We start from the raw sequence: 17516 nt of genomic DNA, 5'->3' as shown, positions 1-17516 counted from the left end.
AGAACGGGAACAGGCACAGGCACAGGCACAGGCACAGGCACAGGCACAGGCACAGGGAACGGCGACCAGCCGGGAGCTGGACCGGCCCGGCTCGAGGAGCGCCGCTCCCCCGTCGGCGGCGAGGGGCCCCGGGTGCTCGCGCGCGACGGCGACACCGCGCTGGTGCGCTTCCGGCATGCGGCCCGCGCGGCCCGGGCGGTCGCCCTGCAGGCCAACGGCTGGTGGCGGCCCGAGCCCCGGGAGGCCTGCGATCTGCTGCCCACGGGGGACGGCTGGTGGGAGGGGACCTTCGAGGTCCCCGCGGACTGGCGGGCGACCTACGGCTACGTCGAGCATCTCGAGGACGGGGAGCCGCCGTGGTGGGAGGCCGGCCTCAAGAGCCCCGGTGCCGCCGTGGTCTCCGACCTCTCCAATCCCCGTCGGCACCGGGCGGGGCGCGGAGGTGCGCTGCGCGCGGTGGTCTCCGTCCCGGACGACGGCCCGTTCGCCCTGGGAACGACACGGGACGGCGAGCCCTCGCCGCTCCTGCACACCTTGGACACCACGGCGCAGGAGCCGCTGACCCGCTGGTGGGCCTCGCGTCCCGGCGATCCGGGCTGCGAGGACCTCGATCCGTCGGCCCCGCTGCCGCTGCTGGTGGTGACCGACGGGCTGCAGCACGTGGACCAGCTGGGCACGCCGGCGGGCCTGCGCCGCGGGGTGGCCAGCGGGGCACTGCCCCCGCTGGCGGCGGTGTTCGTGGAATCCGGTCCGCGGCGCGAGGAGGTGCTCGGAGTGCCGGGCGGGCAGGCCCGCTGGATCGCCGAGACGCTCGTGCCCCGCCTGCAGGAGCACGGCCTCGGCGACGGCCGGACCCGGGTCGCCGTGGTCGAGGACGCCGCGCGCACGATCGTCGCCGGCTCGAGCTTCGGTGCCCTCACCGCCCTGTTCGCCCTGGCGCGGGCCCCGCAGCGGATCGGCGCGGCGATCGCGCAGTCGACCTCCCTATGGCGCTACGCACCAGGGGCGCTGGCCGGGCCGCTGGGCCGCGCCGGCGGGGAGCACCCGGTGCGGCTGCGACTGCATGCCGGCCGCTTCGAGGAGACGATGGCGCAGCAGGCCCACGACCTGGTGGAGACGCTGCGGGCCGACGGCATCGATGCCAGCTCGGCCGTGCACAGCGGCGGCCACGACTGGGCGTGGTGGCAGCCGACCATGCTGCACGAACTGGCATCGCTGCTGGCCGAACGCCCCTAGGATTCTCGGTGTGACACCACCGCGCTCCGTCAGCCCCCTCGGGGCGATCTGGCGCGTCCTCGCGATCCTGGCCTGCCTCGCCGTCCTGGTCACCGGCCAGCTCACGCGATCCAACGACCTCTTCCCCTTCGGCGTGCTCGACCAGTTCTCCTCGGGCACCGATCCGAACGGGCAGGTGGTCAACACCTGCCTCCAGGGGGAGCGCGCGGGCGAGGAGCCCTTCGACATCCCCTTCGGCCCCCGTTCGGTGGGGATCGCCCGGGCCGATGTCGAGAACACCCAGAGCGCGATCGTGGCGGACCCCGAGCTGCTCGCCCCGCTCGCGGCGGAGTACGACCGCCGTCATGCGGACGAGGAGCCGTTGACGGCGCTCGTGCTGTGCCAGCGGATCACCCCGCTGCGCGACGGCACCGCCCACGGCGAGGTGCAGTTCGTGGAGGTCACGAGGTGGACGGCCGCATGAGATCGATCCTGCTGCCCACCCTGCCCGTCGCCCGGGTCCAGGTGCTGCGCGTGCTCGTGTACGCCTTCGTGGTGCTGGACATACTCACCCTGTCCGGCGATGTGATCGCCCTCGCCGGGAACAGCGACTTCTACACGCCGCTGCTGCTGGCCCGCATCCTCCACGTCCCGGCCGTGACCCCGCTGGTCGCGCAGCTGCTGCGGGCGGTGATCCTCGTCGCCTGCGTGGCGGCGGTGGCCGGCTGGAAGCCGCGGATCTCCGGCACCGTGGTGGCGATCGCCTTCTGGGCATGGATGTTCTACAGCCAGGGCTATGGCTACGTCGCCCACGACCACATGGCGCTGATGGTCGCGGTGGCGGTGCTGCCCACGGTCGCGACCCCGTCGGCCCCTCGCCCCGCCGGCCCTGTCGACTCTGCCGGCCATGCCGACCCCGTCGGCCCTGCCGACTACACGGACCCCGCTGCGGGCGGCGCGCCCCTGGACGAGGCGCGCAGCGAGGCGGCCGGCTGGGCGCTGCGCTGCATCCAGCTCGCGGTGGTCGCCACCTACTTCTTCTCCATCGTGCCCAAGATCCTCTACACGGAATCGCTCGCGGCCTGGGGGAACAGCGCCATCCTCACCTGGGCGTCGCTGCGCCGCGGCAGTCTGCTCGCGCACTGGCTGGTGGAGCACACCCCCTGGGTGTTCGTGCCGGCGCAGTGGGGCGGCCTCGCTCTGGAATCCCTCTCCCCCGTGGTGCTCTTCCTGCGCGGCCGGGCGCTGTACATCGCGATCGCCCTGTACATGAGCTTCCATCTCGCCACGCTCGTGCTGCTGGGCATCCACTTCCTGCCCACCGTGATCTGCTGGGCGGCGTTCCTGCCGCTGGAGCGGTGGCGGCAGCTGGGTCGGGGCCGACGGGCTCCGCGCACCCCGCGTGCTCCGCGCACCCCGCGCGCCCTGTGAACCCACGATCCCGCGATCCCGCGATCCTCGGCCGGGGCAGTGACACGATGACCGCATGACATCCCTCCTCCTCGCCGCCCTCGGGAGCTCGTTCGCCGCCGGCCCCGGGATCGACCCGATCGTGGACCACGAGGCCCAGCGCTCCGCCGGCAACTACGCGCACCAGCTCGCAGAGCTCCTCGGCGCGCGGCTCGTGGACCGGACGGTCTCGGGAGCGACGACGGCGAACATCGTGGACACCCCGCAGGTGACCATGGAGGGCCGGGAGCTCGCCCCGCAGCTCGAGGGCGTCCCCGCCGACGCCGACGTCGTCACCGTGACCGCAGGCGGCAACGACCTCCAGTTCGCGGGCGCGATGCTCCACACCGCGTGGCGGCGTCACGATCCTGCCTCGCCCCTGCTCGACCTGCTCGGGGCGCAGTTCCCGCACGGGATCCCCGCTCCGACCGACGCCGCGGTCACCGCGGCCGCCGAGGGCCTGGTGCGGATCGTCGAGGAGACCCGGCGCAGGGCCCCGGACGCCCGGGTCGTCCTCGTCGACTACCTGACCGTGCTCGACGAGGGCACCGCGGCCAGCGGGACCGCATCGTTCACGTCTGCCGAGATCACCGATCTGCTCGCGATCCAGGGAGCCATCGCACGGGCGTTCGCGGACGCCGCCGAGTCCACGGGCGCCGACCTCCTCCGCGCCTCCGCGCTGAGCACCGGCCACGCTCTCGGCGCGAGCGAACCGTGGGTGCAGCCCTTCCACACGGACCCGCTGAGGACCGGCGCCTCGTTCCACCCCGATCGAGCCGGCATGACGGCGATCGCGCGTGCCCTCGAGGAGCTGCTGCGCGCCGATTAACCCCTGGTCTCCTGTCGTACCCGGCGCCTACTCTTCTCCAGTGCACACCTTCGACGACGCGTCCGAGCACACCGGATCGTCCGCCCCCGAGAACTCCTCGTCGACCGGCTCTCCCGTCGGCCCCGCGCCCACCCGCCCCGCCGCGTCGGACGCCATCGACCCCCGCAACCGCAGCGTCATCATCCTGCTGCTGATCAGCGCGTTCGTGGTGATCCTCAACGAGACGATCCTGTCCGTGGCGCTGCCGCCGATCATGGATGACCTGGACCTGGCCGAGACCACCGCGCAGTGGCTGACCACCGGGTTCATGCTCACGATGGCCGTGGTCATCCCCACGACCGGCTACCTGATGGGGCGGTTCTCCACCCGCCAGGTGTTCGGGATCGCGATGACCACGTTCACGATCGGCACGCTGATCTGCGCCGTCTCGCCGGCGTTCCTGCCGCTGCTGCTGGGCCGCATCGTGCAGGCCTCGGGCACCGCGATCATGATGCCGCTGCTGATGACCACGGTCATGAACCTGGTGCCGCCCTCGAAGCACGGCATGGTGATGGGCAACATCTCGATCGTCATCTCCGTCGCCCCGGCGCTCGGTCCCACGATCTCGGGCTTCATCCTGTCCTTCGCGCCGTGGCGCGCGCTGTTCCTGCTGGTGCTGCCGTTCGCGCTGATCGCGCTCGGGTTCGGGCTGCGCCGCATCGAGAACGTCAACGAGGCGACCTCGCAGCCGGTGGACCTGCTCTCCGTGCTGCTGTCCGGCGTCGGCTTCGGCACCCTCGTGTACGGCCTGACCGGCATCTCCGGCGGCGGGCACGGCGGCTCCGGTGCGGCCGACGCCGCCTCCGGCGGGGCACCCACCGCGGCGATCGTCTGCCTCGTGGTCGGCGTGGTCTCGCTGGCGCTGTTCGGGTGGCGCCAGGTGCTGCTGCAGCGGGTGGAGCGGGCCCTGCTGGACCTGCGCACCTTCGCGACCCGCAACTTCAGCGTCGCCGTCGCGCTGATGATCGTGATGATGGGGTCGATGTTCGGGGTCGTGGTGCTGCTGCCGATCTTCCTGCAGCGCGTGCTGGAGCTGACCACCCTCCAGGTGGGCCTGATGATGCTTCCCGGCGGGCTCGCGATGGGTCTGCTCGCACCGCTGGTGGGCCGCCTGTTCGACAAGGTCGGGCCGCGGCCTCTGCTGGTCCCGGGCCTGGTGGCCGTCGTGGTCGGCATCGGGATCATGTCCCGCGTGCCCGATCAGGCCTGGCTGATCGTGGTGGGCCACGTGATCATGTCCCTCGGGCTCGCGTTCGTGTTCACGCCGCTGATGACCACGGCGATGGGATCGCTGCCACGGCGGCTGTACCCGCACGGCTCGGCGATCGTGGGCACCGTGCAGCAGGTGGCCGGGGCCGCGGGCGCCGCCCTGATGGTCTCGATCATGGCGCGCGTCTCCCGCGGCACCGTCGAATCGGGCGGCGACCACCTCGCCGGGATCGCCGACGGCACCTCCGTGGCGTTCACGATCTCCGCCGTGCTGGGCCTCGTGACCGTGGCGATCGCCCTGTTCATCCGGCGGAACCCGGCTGACGCCGGCGACGCACCGGTCGTGGCGGGCGATGCATCCTCCGGCCCGGACGACGTCGCTCCCGAGGGCGGGGCGGGGCCGGCGAGCGGGATACCGGGTCCGGAGGATCACGACATCACGGACCGTTCTGTCGTCGACTGAGGCTCGTGCCCCGCGAGCCGCTCGCCCAGCGAGAACTCAGCGGCATCACACCCCGGCGACGATGCCCGGCTCGCAGAGCTCCACGAGGTCGCGTGAGGTGACCTCTCCGTCCAGGAGCACGATCCCGACGACGTCCCCGGACTCCGGATCGTCACAGTAGGTATAGGAGAATCCGTTCGGGGAGTCCGGCGCCAGCCGCAGCTCTCCGGAGGGTCGGGAGTACGCCATGCCGCTGAACTGGACCGGCTCCTGGATGCCAGGCGCATCGTCACCTCGGCTCCGGGCGGCGCCGTCAGGCGAGAACGTCGCCGTCCCGGTCGCAGTCACGGACAAAAGGAAGCCGCCTGAGCTGCTGACGTCGATCTGCATCGGGTCGTCCAGCACCCAGATGCCCGGAGCCTCCGAGATCTTGTCGCCAGGTCCAGCGGGGTCAGCCTCCGACGTGCCGGACTCCGCATCACTGGACTCCGCAGCGTCGGACGCCAGTCCGTCCGAGACGGTGAACGGGCAGTCCTCGGCGACGTCGGATGCGGTGCCCGGGCATTCCTGAGGCAGCTCATCGACCCGCTTCCGCACCTCCTGGTGCCCCGCCTCGTTGAGAACGGGCTGCAGCTCGCCGACCGGCTTGCGCCAGGTCCCCAGCACGGGCGGCGCCTCGATGGTCACCTCTGGTTCGTCCTGCCAGGGTCCCGGCGCGGCGACCGTGACCTCGTAGGTGCCGGGCAGCAGCTGCACGGCGATCTGCGGGGAGTAGAGGTTCGCCTCGAACATCAGGTCCTCGATCGGCAGCGCCACGCCGTTGATCCGGATCTCCTGCATCCCCAGCGGGATGTCGATGAGGAACTCCGGCAGGTGCACCGGCGCCAGCTCCCAGTCGACCGGGGCGAAGGCACTGTCCGCGTGCGACGTGAGGGCGAGCCGCGTGCTGCTGTGCTCGGAGCCGTTCGAGAGCGTCGCGGTGACGGTCGCGATCCCGGCACCGACGTCCACGTCGTCGATGGTGAAGGAGTCCAGGCGATCCGTCGCGGCGCCGAGGATCTCCGCGGTGAGGGCCGCGCCGCTCGCGTCGGGCGCGTGCTCGACGTGCTCGCGCACCTCCTCGAGGTCACCGTCGACGATCGCCTGCAGGAAGTCCGTCGCCACGGACTCCGGGTCGACGGTCGCGGTGAGCAGGCGCGGCAGGCCGACGACCAGCGCTGCGAGGAGCAGCACGACGGATGCTCCAGCGATCAGACCGCGCCTGCGCCTGGACAGACGGCTCCAGGCGGAGGCCCGGTGCGGCCCACCGTCCCCTCGCTCCTCCTGCCGCATCTCGCCGCTCTGCCCCGCTGTGGTGTGCGGTGCGGCGGCGGTTCGCGGTGCCGTGGCAGGAGCAGTCTTCGCGGTGGTCGGCGGCGCCGAGGGGTCGGTGTCCTCGCCCCAGCCGAGCTCCAGCGAATGTCCCTGACCTCGATCCCGGCCTCGACGGCGGCCAGTGCTCTGGCTGCCGCCCGGCGTGCGGTCGCGTCGTCGCGGCCCCATAGTGCTCTCCCCCGTCGGATCCCTGGTACTACGTCCCGGGCCGGCAGCACTCCTGGCTGGCCGCGGCCCAGATCTACAGCGCTCCGGGATTCGCCTTCTCGCGCGCCCGGTCCGCGAAGCTCACGGCCATCGCGGCCAGCGTGAGCGCCATGATGATCGCGATCGCGATGATGAAGGCCTCGAACCAGTCGTGCCCGCCCTCGGTGAGGGAGAAGATGATGCCCGGGATCATCGCGGTGCCGATGGCGGCACCGATGCGCTGACCCAGCTGCAGGATACCGCCGGCGACCCCGCCGAACCTCGGGTCCACGGAGTTCAGGGTGAGGGTCTGGTTCGGGGAGATGGTCATGCCCTGGCTGAGACCCATGAGCGTCAGCGGTGCGGCGAGCCACCAGAAGGGCACGACCCCGTTCTCCACGAACCCGGCCAGCAGGCCGGTGCCGAGCAGGCCGCAGAAGGCGACGGCGAAGCCCACGATGACCATCCGTCGGCCGAAGGTGAGCACATAGCGCCCGGCGATCTGCGAGGAGATCGCCGCCGCGATCGAGGAGGGCAGGCCCATCAGCGAGGCTTCGAACGCGGTGTGCCCCAGGTGCATCTGCAGGTAGAGCGGCACGATGATCCACACGCTGGTGGCACCGAGGAAGTACACCGAGACCACGAGGATGCCGTTGCGGAACGCCTGGTTGGAGAAGATCGCGGTGTCCACCATCGGGGGCTTGCCCGCGCGCTTGTAGCGCTGCTCCCAGAACCACCACAGCCCCAGCATCAGCAGCCCCACCGGGAACGACAGCCACACCAGAGCGCCCGCCCCGCGCTCGAGGAAGGGCAGCATCACGCCCAGGATCGCCAGGCACAGCAGGACCGTGCCGATGGGGTCGAGGTCGGGCCGGCTGCGACCGCGTGCCTTGTCGTCGGGGATGTATCTGAAGGCGCCCAGGATCGCGACCAGACCGATCGGGATGTTCATGAGGAACATCCAGCGCCAGCCCTGCTCGGGGCCGAGAATCTGGATCAGCAGACCGCCGATCACAGGACCGATCGCCGTCGCGACGGCGACGGTGGTGGCCAGCAGCGCGAAGGCGCGGGCACGGTCCTGACCGCGGAAGTGCTGCTGGATCAGGGCGACGGTCTGCGGGTTCAGCAGGCCCGAGCCGATGCCCTGCAGGATGCGGGCGAGGTTGAGCATCTCGACGTTCGGGGCGAGACCGCTGAGCAGGGAGCCGAGCGTGAAGATCCCGACGCCGATGATGAACATGCGGCGCCGGCCGGTGGCGTCTCCCGCACGACCGGCGGGCACCAGCAGCATGCCGAAGGCGAGCGCGTAGCCGGAGATCACCCACTGCAGCCCGCCGGAATCGGCGTCGAGACCCTCGCCGATGGCGGTGAGTGCGACGTTGATGACGCTCACGGCGATCAGCGCCATGAACAGAGGAGCGAGGAGGACGGCGAGCAGGGGTTTGCGGCGCACCGGAGGAGTCGGCGCACTGGGGTCAGGGATCACCTGGCCACCTTATGCATCCACTGCAGATTTGAGGAGGCCGAGGTGAGCAGAGGGACAGCGCGCCGCCCACGGGCTGGGCTCGGGGACCCGGCACGTGGGCGGCTGCGGCGGGCGGATCAGTCCTGCGGCGGCTGCCCGCCCATCCAGTCCTGGGAATCCGCCGCTGCCGGGCGTGGCACCTCACGGGCATCGTCGCGGTACGGCCCGGCCGGGATCACGTAGCCGGTGCGACCGGAGAGCTGGGGCGCGGCCAGCTGAAGGTCACGGGCGGCGGGGCGCGCCGAGTAGTCGGCCCCCGGGAAGCGGCCGAACTGGCCGGCGCTGCCGGCGGGGCGGCGGCGATCGGCGTCGTCCAGCATCGCGAGGGCGTCGCCCGGGGTCGGGAAGCGCGAGGACCACACGTGCCCCGGGGGCAGCGGGGACTGGAACGCGGTGCCGGAGGGACGGATCCACAGCGAGCCGGGCTTGGAGCGGTCGCGCAGGGAGTGGGCGCGCCAGGTCGTCACGGGGTGGGAGGACAGCAGGTTCACCCAGTGCACGAAGAAGCTGGGGTCGGTGGCGGCTCGATCGGCGAGCTCGTGGACGTTGACCTCGGCGTTCAAGTACTTGCCGCCGGAGAGCACGGCCACCACGCCGGGAGAGCCGGCCGGGGCGTAGGAGTAGCCGAAGTTGTCCGCCGTGTACTCCTGGGAGCGGGAGAGCGCGGGGCCCAGGATCGGGATCATGTTGATGATCGTGGTGAACACCAGGCGGAAGTAGGAGACATGACCGGCCGCGAGATGGCCCACCTCGTGGCCGATCACGAAGCGCAGCGCCTCGGGGTCGCGCACGCTCCCCCCGATCTCGAACAGGTCGGAGTAGACCACCACGAAGCGACGGAAGCCGTGACCGGAGGCGAAGGCGTTGATCGTGCCGTTGCCCAGCTGCACGTAGGCGTCGGGAACGCGGCGCATCCCGTACTGCTGGGCGGCCTCGACCACCATGCGGTAGCCCTCGGGGAACTGGGTGGGGCTCATCCGCACCGCGTTCGTGCGCAGCTGCGCGTACATCGTGGCGCGCACCCACCAGAAGATCAGCGGCGCAAGGGGAAGGATCGCCACGAGCTGCGCGATGAACGGCACGATGTTGACGTACTTCCAGAGCTCGTTGACCGTCCGCTGGCCCTCGGCGAAGTACAGGTAGCCGGTGGTGACCAGCAGTGCGGCCCACAGGAGATACCCGAGGATCGTCAGCACCACGCCGAGCACCAGCAGACGCATCTCCCAGGGGTGGCGGATCGCTCTCTGTCCGCGGAACCCGTGGATGGTGGAGCCGTTGACGAGGGTGGGATCGCCCGGGTGGAACGGGTCGGGCGCCTCGCTGCGGGGCGCACCGTGCTCCTCGGCACCGGGGTGCTGCGGAGCTCCTGGGGGCGGGATCGTCATGGTGGGGTCCTTCCGTCGGCCGGCCCGTGGTGGGTCGCTGCGACCGACGGTAGAACTCGAGCCTGGGCGGCGCCAGCTCGTGGCCCCCGTTCGGGCTGATCATGGCCGCAGGGCCGAGCAGATCGAGCCGAAGGGCGGGGGTGGGTCCACCGCAGGGCGGACCCTGCTCCACCGTGCGGCGGATCCCTGCGCCCTGGATCCCCTGAGCCGAGTGGAACAGGCCGCTTCGCGACCCGGTCGGCTCAGCGGAACAGCCGGCCCAGCAGGGCCTTCTTCGCGCCCTTGTACGGCGGGTAGACGAGCTTCAGGGTGTCCGGGGTGAGCGGCTTGCGGGCGACCGGCTTGGCGTGGGTGAACGTCTCCAGCCCCGCTCGCCCGTGGTAGGCGCCCATGCCGGACTCCCCCACGCCGCCGAAGGGCAGGGTCGGGGTGCCGATGTGGGCGAGGGTCAGGCCGATCGCGAGGGATCCCGAGGACGTCTCGGTCGCGAAGCGCTCCTCGGTCGTCCGGCGGGAGGTGAAGACGTAGGCGGTCAGCGGCTTCTCGCGCTCGCGGATCCGGGCGATCGCCTCGTCGGCCCCGGAGACGGCGAGGATCGGCAGCACGGGGCCGAAGATCTCCTCGTCCATCACCGGATCGTCCCAGTCCACGCCGGTGAGGATCGTGGGCGGCAGGTAGCGGTTGCGGCGGTCCGCCGTGCCGGTGCCGCCGATGATCGCCCGGTCGTCGTCGATGAGGGCGTGCACCCGGTCGAAGTGTTTGCGGTTGACCATGCGGCCGTAGTCGCGGGCCCGCTCCGGACGGGTTCCGTACATCGCCCGCACCGCCTTGCGCAGCTGCGGCACGAGGCGCTCGATGGTGCGCGGGGTGGCCATCAGATAGTCCGGGGCGATGCAGGTCTGGCCGGCGTTGGTGAACTTGCCCCACACGATGCGTCGCGCCGCGACGGCGAGGTCCGCCCCGTCGTCCACGAACACCGGGGACTTCCCGCCCAGCTCGAGCACGGTGGGCGTGAGGTGCTCGGCGGCGGCTCGGGCCACGATGCGGCCCACGGTGGCGTTGCCGGTGTAGAAGATCAGGTCGAAGCGCTGCTCGAGGAGGAGCGTGGTCTCCTCCACACCGCCCTCGACCACCCGCACCCAGTCCGGATCGAGGTGGGCCGCGACCAGGTACGCGATCGCGGAGGAGGTCGCCGGGGCCACCTCGCTGGGCTTCAGCAGCACCGTGTTCCCGCCGGCGATCGCCGCGACGACGGGCGCGAGGGTGAGGTTCACCGGGTAGTTCCACGGGGCGATGATCAAGGTGGTGCCCAGCGGTTCGCGGTGCAGCTCCCCGGAGGCGGGGGCGAGCAGCAGACCCATCGAGAACTTCTCGGGCCGCAGCCAGCTCCTGAGGTGCTTGGAGACGTACGAGATCTCCTCGCTGACCACACCCAGCTCGGTGATCGCGCTCTCCAGGCGGGACTTACCCAGATCCTGCGCGAGCGCCTTGGTGAGCCGGCCCCGCTCGGCGCGCAGACCCTTCTGCAGCGCCGCGAGCTGGTTCAGGCGCGCCCGGATGCTGCGCGTGCTGCCGGCGTCGAACGAGGTTCGCAGGGCTGCGACGTCCTCGAGGATCCGTTCGCACCGAACAGCGGATGCCGGGTCTGCGGACTCCGTGGAGTCCGTGGAGCCGGCATGGGGAGCGTCGGAGGTCGAGGGGTGCGCGTCGGTCGCCATGGTCCCAGCGTAGAACCCTCGCCCGGGCGCCGGCCGTGAGCGGTCCCTGCGTCCGCTCCGCGCGGAATCCGGGTCCCGGACGATGCGGCGCGATGCCCGATACTGGAGGTGGACCTCGGGCCGACGCGCGGGCCGACGAAGGAGGACATCGATGACGACTGTGCTGATCGCGGCACCGATCCTGCTCTCCCTGACGCTACTGATCTCCGGGTTGGCGAAGCTCGGGGCACGTCAGGGCACCGAGGATGCGATGACGTCGCTGCGGATCCCGCTGCGCCCGTTCCACGGGTCGATCGCCTCGGTGCTGCCCGTCGCGGAGATCGTGCTGGCCCTGATCCTCTGGGTGCCCGCGGTCCCTCTGCAGGTGATGGTCTCGCTCCTGGTCGCCGCGCTGATGCTCACCTATCTGGTGATCATCGCGCGGGCGCTGACCTGGGACGAGACCGTGGAGTGCTCCTGCTTCGGCACGCTCGCCTCCCCGACCGTCTCCCGCGTCACGCTGGGCCGCAACGTGCTGCTCTCGGCGCTCGCACTGCTGACGATCCTTTCCGCGGCCTCCGGGTCCATGACCGCGGTGCTCGTGCAGCAGCCGCTCTCGCTCGTGAACCTCGGCGTCGTGCTCCTGCTGGCCGTGGTGCTGACCGTGCTGTCGCTCGGGGGGACGACGCCCGAGGCCGAGGAGGGTTCCCCGGCCGCCGGCGCCCGTGGTCCTGCCGGCGAGCGGGCCCCCGCCGCCGGTGCCGGCGCCAGTGCCAGCGCACGTGCAGGCGTGGGCACTCCCGTCCATGACGAGTCCGAGATCGACGACGAGGGCGAGCTGCTCGACTACGAGCGCGACGCCGTCCCCGCCGGCGTGCTGCAGCGGCCCGACGGCTCCCTGGTCACCCTGCGCGTTCTGAGCGCGCAGCAGGCCGCCCTGCTGGTGTTCGTGAGCGAGGGCTGCGGCCCCTGCGAGCGGGTGCTCGACGAGGTCCCGGGATGGATCACCACGCTCTCCCCGTTCATGCAGGTGAAGACGGTGTTCTCCCGGCCCCTGGAGAAGCTGCGCGAGCGCACTCTCGCCCGGGTGGGCGATCACGCCCTGCACGATCCGGTGTTCAGCGCCCGGGAGGCGCTCGGGAGCCGCGGCGCCCCCAGCGCGGTGCTCCTCGGGGCCGACGGCATGCTCGCCGGCGGACCGGTGACCGGCGGCAGCGACGTCATCGCGTTCGTCCAGGAGATCCAGGAGCAGCTGCAGAGCGCGCAGGCCGACGGGGAGCTCCCGATCCCCGAAGGCTGACACTCCGGGTCAGGGCACGCTGGCCTGGGCGAACCGTCCTGCACCGTGGGCGGTGAGCGGTCCGTCGGCCGCCGGGATGAAGACCGCCTTCCCGGCGGGGAGCGCGTGGGTCCCGGACGCCGTGTTCAGGGTCATCTCCCCCTCGAGCGCGAGCACGATGCGGGGCCCCGTCCCCGGGATCGGGTGACCGCCCGCCCCTGCGCCGGTCGTCCCCGCACCGCTCAGCCCTGCACCGCTCTGCCCAGCACCGCTCTGCCCTGCACCCGCGCCGTCCGCCGGCGGGAGCTGCGTGATCGCCAGCTCGAAGTCGTCGACCGGTGCGTAGTAGGCGACGGAGGTCGGGTTCTGCCGTTCGGGCGCGACCCGCAGCGGCGGCGCGGCGGTGACGCTGACGCACTGGAGCACCTCGTCGGCGTCGACCTTCTTCGGGGTCAGGCCAGCCCGCAGCACGTTGTCACTCGTGGCCATCACCTCCAGACCGGTGCCATGGAGGTAGGCGTGCAGCGCGCCGGGCGGGACGTACATCGCCTCCCCCGGCTGCAGGGTCACCGGATTCAGCAGCAGCGCGGCGACCACGCCCGGGTCCCCGGGATGGTGGGCGGCCAGCAGGGCGACGAAGCGATCGATGCGCGGGGACGGCGAGGCATTCGCCTCCGCCCGGGCCCGGCAGGCGTCGACGACCTCGTGCACGGCCTCGGGAGAGGGCCGCATCGAGGCGGAGACCAGGGTGCGGAAGGCGGCGCGCATGCCGTGCGCGGTGGGGTTCGCGACCAGCAGGCTGTGCAGGCGGTCGGTGAGCGCCGTGCCCAGGCCCTCCAGGATCACGGCGGCCCGGCGCGGGGTCCGGAACCCGCACAGCGCGGTGAACGGCGTCAGAGCGATCAGCATCTCCGGCTTGTGGTTCGCATCGCGGTAGGTGCGCCGCGGAGAGTCCAGCGCAAGCCCGGCGGCGTTCTCCGCCGCGAAGGACTCCTCGGCGTGGGCGCGCGTGGGGTGGACCTGCAGGGAGAGCGGGCGCTCGGCGGCGATGATCTTCAGCAGGTACGGGAGACGGCCCTGGAACGCCCGGCCGACGTCGGCACCCAGCATGCGCACCGGATCGGCGGCGATCAGCGCATCGAGGCTCTCACCCCCCGCGGTGCTTCCACCTCCCGCAGTGCTCGGCCCTCCCGTGATGCTCGACGGAGCCATCGGGTGCGCGCCGAACCAGGCCTCTGCCCACGGTCTCCCGTCGGGCGCCTTCCGCAGGAGCGCGGGGATCTCCGTCTCCGAGCCCCAGGCGTAATGCTGCAGATGACTCTCCAGGTCCAGCATGCTCACGCAGCGCCCTCCACGCTCACGCAGTGCCCTCGAGGATCTGGGCGATCAGCCGGGCGGGCTCGTCCGCGGCCAGAGGCGGAGCGGGGGTCGGGTCGCCGCCGGTGGGCCGCATGCCGTACCGCTCCCAGTGCTCATGCACCCAGGCTGGCAGCTTCGGGCCGTGCACCCAGGCGGGCAGCCCGCGCACGGCGGCCTCGAGGACGTCGGCGGAGAGCATCGAGACGATGGGCCGGTTCTGGTCCCTGACCGCGATGCCGCTGGGCTGGAACTCGATGCCGCGCCGGTGCAGGAGCGCATGGGCGGCGCGCGCGATCCGGTCGGTCTCCAGGAGCCCCGGCTGGTAGAGCGCGCCCGCGGAACGGCAGTACGAGTCCGCGGTGGCCAGCGGAAGGCGGCGGGGCAGCTCGATCGCGCCGAGCTGGCCCAGGAACACCGGCTGATCCTCGAGCCCGCCCCTGTCGACGGGGCCCTCGTGGGCGGCCTGCCACAGGCGCTGCGAGCCCACGACCCGCACGTCGATGTCGTCGCGCTGGGCGCGATGGAAGTCGCCGTCCTCCTCGGACCAGGCCAGCACGGTGGTCTCCGGGGGCAGCGGGGCGGCGTACGGGGTGAGCACGTCGTCCTGGACGACCGCCGCCGGGACACCGGCCCCCAGCGCCCATTCATGGACCAGATGGCCGATGCCGAGGTGCCAGCCGAGCGTGATCACGGAGGTGATGCCGGCGCCCTCGAACGCCGAGGTCGGATCCAGGACGGACTCGTGCCGCCACTCGGGTCCGGCGACCTCGTCCAGGTCGGTCCCGGCCCTGGTCAGCACCATGGCCGGACCGTGCATGTACGGCAGGGCGGCGAGCAGGCCCTCCGGGGTGGTGCCCACGGGGAGGTCGACGCCGAGCAGCACGCGGCCGGTCGCGCCCGCCTCGCCGTCCCGGGTGTGCAGCACGTACCCGCTGGGGACGGTCCGCGGGCGCAGCGGCCGCAGAGCCCTGCGACCTTCCTCATGGACGCCCGGGGCACGCCGCCGGGTGGACCTCCACTCCTGCCAGCGCTCCAGGCTGCGCGGATGGATCAAAGCCATGGTGCAGCACCCTTCCGTGGACGAACGACCCCGAGCGCCCAGCATTCCACAGGACGAGCCCGCAATCGGCGCAGCCTCACCGGGGCATGTTGCGGAGGTTCGTCGCCGCCATGTCCAGCATCTTGCCCACGCCGCCACCGAGCACGATCTTCGTCGAGGCCGTCGCGAAACCACGGATCTGCTGCGCGGAGATCTTGGGCGGCATCGACAGGGCGTCAGGGTCGGTGACCACGTCGATCAGCATCGGGCCCGGGGTGGCGAGCGCCTCGGCCAGCTGCTTCGTGAGCTTCTTGGGGTCGGTGATGCGCACCGAGCCGATGCCCACGCCCTTCGCGATCGCCGCGAAGTCCACCTGCTCGTGATCGGTGCCGTAATCCGGCAGGCCCTCCACGAGCATCTCGAGCTTGACCATGCCGAGGCTGGAGTTGTTGAACACGACGATCTTCATGTTGAGGTCGTGCAGCTTCACGGTGAGCAGCTCACCCATCAGCATGCCGAGCCCTCCGTCGCCGCTCATCGAGATGACCTGGCGCTCGGGGAACGCCTTCGAGGCGCCGATGGCCTGCGGGAGCGCATTGGCCATGGTGCCGTGGTGCCAGGAGCCGAACAGGCGGCGCTTCCCGTTGGGGGTGATGTAGCGGGCGCCCCACACGTTGCACATTCCGGTGTCCACGGTGAACACGGCGTCGTCATCGGCGAGGGAGTCCAGCGTCGCGGCGACGAACTCGGGGTGGATCGGCTTCATGCGCTCCACGTTCTTCGTGTACGCGGAGACCACGCCGGTGAGGGCCTTGTGGTGGGCCTTGAGCATCCGGTGCAGGAAACGGTGGCTCTTGGTGCTGGTCAGCAGCGGCAGCACCGCCTGCAGGGTGAGCGCCACGTCGCCGTGGATCGCGAGGTCCAGCGGCACCCGTCGGCCCAGCCGGGAGGCCTCGGCGTCGATCTGCACGACCTTCGGGGGGTTCTTCCCGTCGGGCCCGGGCAGGAACTCGCTGTAGGGGAAGTCGGTGCCCAGCAGGATCACCAGATCCGCCTCGTGCATCGCGTCGTAGCAGGCGCCATAGCCGAGCAGGCCGCTCATGCCCACGTCGTACGGGTTGTCGTACTGCATGAACTCCTTGCCGCCGAAGGCGTGACCGATCGGTGACTTGACCCGCTCGGCGAGCTCGAGCACCTCCTCGCGGGCGTCGCGCACCCCGGCCCCGGTGAACAGGGTGACGGAGTCGGCGGCGTCGATCAGCTCGGCGAGCCGGCCGACGGGAGCCGCTGCGGGCTGGACGCGGCCGAGGTCGGTGGCCAGGTCCTTCGTGAGCGCGCCGTCGACCTCCTCGTCGGCGACGTCGCCGGGCAGCACGAGCACGGAGACGCCGCTCTTGGCGATCGCGGTCTGCACGGCGATGTGGAGCATGGTGGTGCCGTGGGTGCCGGAGTTGACCATCTCGCAGAAGTGGGAGCACTCCTGGAACAGGATCTCGGGATGGGTCTCCTGGAAGAAGCCGGTGCCGATCTTGGCCGACGGGATGTGGGAGGCGATGGCGAGCACCGGAGCGCCGTCGCGATGCGCGTCGTACAGGCCCTGGATCATGTGGGTGTTGCCGGGGCCGCACGAGCCCGCGCACACGGCGAGCTTCCCGGTCAGCCGGGCCTCGGCGCCGGCGGCGAAGGCGCCGGCCTCCTCGTTGCGCACATGCACCCAGTCGATGCCCTCGGTGGTGCGCACGGCGTCGACGACGGGGTTCAGGGAATCGCCGACCACCCCGTAGATGCGCTCGACACCGAGGTCACGGAGCTGGGTGACGAGGAGCTGGGCGAAGGACATGCGGGGCATCGGGTACCTCCTGGAGATAGGTCAGCCGGGCGGCACCCGGCACGGGCTAGTCCCCTCGAGCGTAGCCCTGCAGGTGGGCACGGCGACGGGCTTCGAGGCAGGAGCCTTGTCACCGCCGCCCGGGGCGCTCCACGATCGCGGCCGCATTCAGGGCTGCGCGCAGCTCGCGAGCGGAGGGATTGCGCAGCACGTCCTCGCCGAGCAGCACGGTGGGCGTGAGCTCGTCGCCGCCGTTCACGGCCCGCACCCGGGCGTTCGCGCTCTCGTCCCGCCATACGTTCACCCAGGTCACGCGAGGGTCTGAGCGGATCTGCAGCAGCAGACGCTCGCAGTAGACGCACCCCGGCTTCCACAGCACCACCGCCTGGCCGGACGCGAGGAGATCCGCCGCCCGGGGCCACGGCGTGTGGCGACCGCGCCGACCGGACCAGAAGGTCAGGGCGAGGACGGCGGCCATCCCGGCCACCCCGGTCAGCACTCCCGTCCGCAGGTCCTCGACCCCGAGCATCACGGCGACCACGACGACGCCGAGCGATCCCACTGCGAGGCTGCTGAGTGTGCGCCGGTCCATGGGTTCACGATACGCCGGGCCTGCCGGGCCAGGCGGGCTGCCCTGCGGTGTCCCGGCCGCTGCCGGACC

Annotated in this window: 14 protein-coding genes; 6 read left to right on the top strand and 8 right to left on the bottom strand. The window is 71.8% G+C overall.

The genetic code is table 11. The features are described 5' to 3' along the window. The first annotated feature begins 132 nt into the window (after positions 1-132). Genes ACT3UL_RS14075 through ACT3UL_RS14055 form a run of 5 tightly spaced genes read left to right on the top strand, consistent with a single transcriptional unit; the run spans position 133 to position 5204 of the window. Complete coding sequence (locus tag ACT3UL_RS14075; RefSeq protein WP_444578876.1) at positions 133-1236, top strand: alpha/beta hydrolase; 1104 nt, start codon at positions 133-135, stop codon at positions 1234-1236. 10 nt (positions 1237-1246) lie between these two features. Next, complete coding sequence (locus ACT3UL_RS14070) at positions 1247-1699, top strand: hypothetical protein (RefSeq protein WP_444578875.1); 453 nt, start codon at positions 1247-1249, stop codon at positions 1697-1699. Then, positions 1696-2646, top strand: coding sequence for a hypothetical protein (locus tag ACT3UL_RS14065; protein WP_444578874.1), 951 nt, complete (start codon positions 1696-1698; stop codon positions 2644-2646). The genes ACT3UL_RS14070 and ACT3UL_RS14065 overlap by 4 nt, the downstream gene beginning before the upstream one ends. Positions 2647-2701: 55 nt before the next feature. Then, positions 2702-3493, top strand: a complete 792-nt coding sequence (locus ACT3UL_RS14060) for an SGNH/GDSL hydrolase family protein (RefSeq protein ID WP_444578873.1) — start codon at positions 2702-2704, stop codon at positions 3491-3493. A gap of 40 nt (positions 3494-3533) precedes the next feature. Continuing rightward, positions 3534-5204, top strand: a complete 1671-nt coding sequence (locus tag ACT3UL_RS14055) for an MDR family MFS transporter (RefSeq protein WP_444578872.1) — start codon at positions 3534-3536, stop codon at positions 5202-5204. 45 nt (positions 5205-5249) lie between these two features. Here ACT3UL_RS14055 and ACT3UL_RS14050 read toward each other — a convergent pair whose 3' ends face one another. The 4 genes from ACT3UL_RS14050 to ACT3UL_RS14035 all read right to left on the bottom strand — a co-directional run bounded on the left by ACT3UL_RS14050 (position 5250) and on the right by ACT3UL_RS14035 (position 11371). After that, positions 5250-6416: a hypothetical protein gene (locus ACT3UL_RS14050; RefSeq protein WP_444578871.1), complete on the bottom strand. Its 1167-nt coding sequence runs from the start codon at positions 6414-6416 to the stop codon at positions 5250-5252. A 382-nt stretch (positions 6417-6798) separates the two neighbouring features. Beyond that, positions 6799-8229, bottom strand: coding sequence for an MFS transporter (locus tag ACT3UL_RS14045; protein WP_444578870.1), 1431 nt, complete (start codon positions 8227-8229; stop codon positions 6799-6801). A gap of 116 nt (positions 8230-8345) precedes the next feature. Continuing rightward, positions 8346-9653: a M48 family metallopeptidase gene (locus ACT3UL_RS14040; protein ID WP_444578869.1), complete on the bottom strand. Its 1308-nt coding sequence runs from the start codon at positions 9651-9653 to the stop codon at positions 8346-8348. A gap of 242 nt (positions 9654-9895) precedes the next feature. Next, on the bottom strand, positions 9896-11371 hold the full coding sequence (locus ACT3UL_RS14035; RefSeq protein WP_444578868.1) for an aldehyde dehydrogenase family protein: 1476 nt from the start codon (positions 11369-11371) through the stop codon (positions 9896-9898). 151 nt (positions 11372-11522) lie between these two features. Here ACT3UL_RS14035 and ACT3UL_RS14030 point away from each other — a divergent pair, with 151 nt between their 5' ends. Beyond that, entirely contained in the window at positions 11523-12650 is a 1128-nt protein-coding gene (locus ACT3UL_RS14030) for a MauE/DoxX family redox-associated membrane protein (protein WP_444578867.1), read from the top strand. Between the two features lie 9 nt (positions 12651-12659). Here ACT3UL_RS14030 and manA read toward each other — a convergent pair whose 3' ends face one another. The 4 genes from manA to ACT3UL_RS14010 form a co-directional block, all read right to left on the bottom strand. Continuing rightward, positions 12660-13964 (bottom strand): mannose-6-phosphate isomerase, class I, encoded by a 1305-nt coding sequence (manA, locus tag ACT3UL_RS14025; RefSeq protein ID WP_444578895.1) that lies wholly within the window; start codon positions 13962-13964, stop codon positions 12660-12662. Positions 13965-13986: 22 nt separating this feature from the next. Further along, the gene (locus ACT3UL_RS14020; protein ID WP_444578866.1) at positions 13987-15048 is read right to left on the bottom strand and encodes a hypothetical protein; all 1062 of its coding nucleotides are present in this window, start codon (positions 15046-15048) and stop codon (positions 13987-13989) included. A 76-nt stretch (positions 15049-15124) separates the two neighbouring features. Next, positions 15125-16876: a pyruvate dehydrogenase gene (locus ACT3UL_RS14015; protein ID WP_444578865.1), complete on the bottom strand. Its 1752-nt coding sequence runs from the start codon at positions 16874-16876 to the stop codon at positions 15125-15127. Positions 16877-16985: 109 nt separating this feature from the next. Next, entirely contained in the window at positions 16986-17447 is a 462-nt protein-coding gene (locus ACT3UL_RS14010; RefSeq protein WP_444578864.1) for a glutaredoxin family protein, read from the bottom strand. Positions 17448-17516: the final 69 nt, after the last annotated feature.

It is taken from the genome of Brachybacterium sp. 107 (assembly GCF_052379725.1).
Lineage (GTDB): Bacteria > Actinomycetota > Actinomycetes > Actinomycetales > Dermabacteraceae > Brachybacterium.
The sequence above is the reverse complement of the archived record's forward strand: the minus strand, read 5'-3'. Positions and strand labels throughout refer to the sequence as shown.

What these genes read in the sequence shown, in the direction of transcription:
- ACT3UL_RS14035 (WP_444578868.1), bottom strand. Translation starts at nt 11,371, where the DNA reads ATGGCGACCGACGCGCACCCCTCGACCTCCGACGCTCCCCATGCCGGC.
- ACT3UL_RS14030 (WP_444578867.1), top strand. Translation starts at nt 11,523, where the DNA reads ATGACGACTGTGCTGATCGCGGCACCGATCCTGCTCTCCCTGACGCTA.
- ACT3UL_RS14015 (WP_444578865.1), bottom strand. Translation starts at nt 16,876, where the DNA reads ATGCCCCGCATGTCCTTCGCCCAGCTCCTCGTCACCCAGCTCCGTGAC.
- ACT3UL_RS14065 (WP_444578874.1), top strand. Translation starts at nt 1,696, where the DNA reads ATGAGATCGATCCTGCTGCCCACCCTGCCCGTCGCCCGGGTCCAGGTG.
- ACT3UL_RS14020 (WP_444578866.1), bottom strand. Translation starts at nt 15,048, where the DNA reads ATGGCTTTGATCCATCCGCGCAGCCTGGAGCGCTGGCAGGAGTGGAGG.
- ACT3UL_RS14040 (WP_444578869.1), bottom strand. Translation starts at nt 9,653, where the DNA reads ATGACGATCCCGCCCCCAGGAGCTCCGCAGCACCCCGGTGCCGAGGAG.
- ACT3UL_RS14010 (WP_444578864.1), bottom strand. Translation starts at nt 17,447, where the DNA reads ATGGACCGGCGCACACTCAGCAGCCTCGCAGTGGGATCGCTCGGCGTC.
- manA (WP_444578895.1), bottom strand. Translation starts at nt 13,964, where the DNA reads ATGCTGGACCTGGAGAGTCATCTGCAGCATTACGCCTGGGGCTCGGAG.
- ACT3UL_RS14060 (WP_444578873.1), top strand. Translation starts at nt 2,702, where the DNA reads ATGACATCCCTCCTCCTCGCCGCCCTCGGGAGCTCGTTCGCCGCCGGC.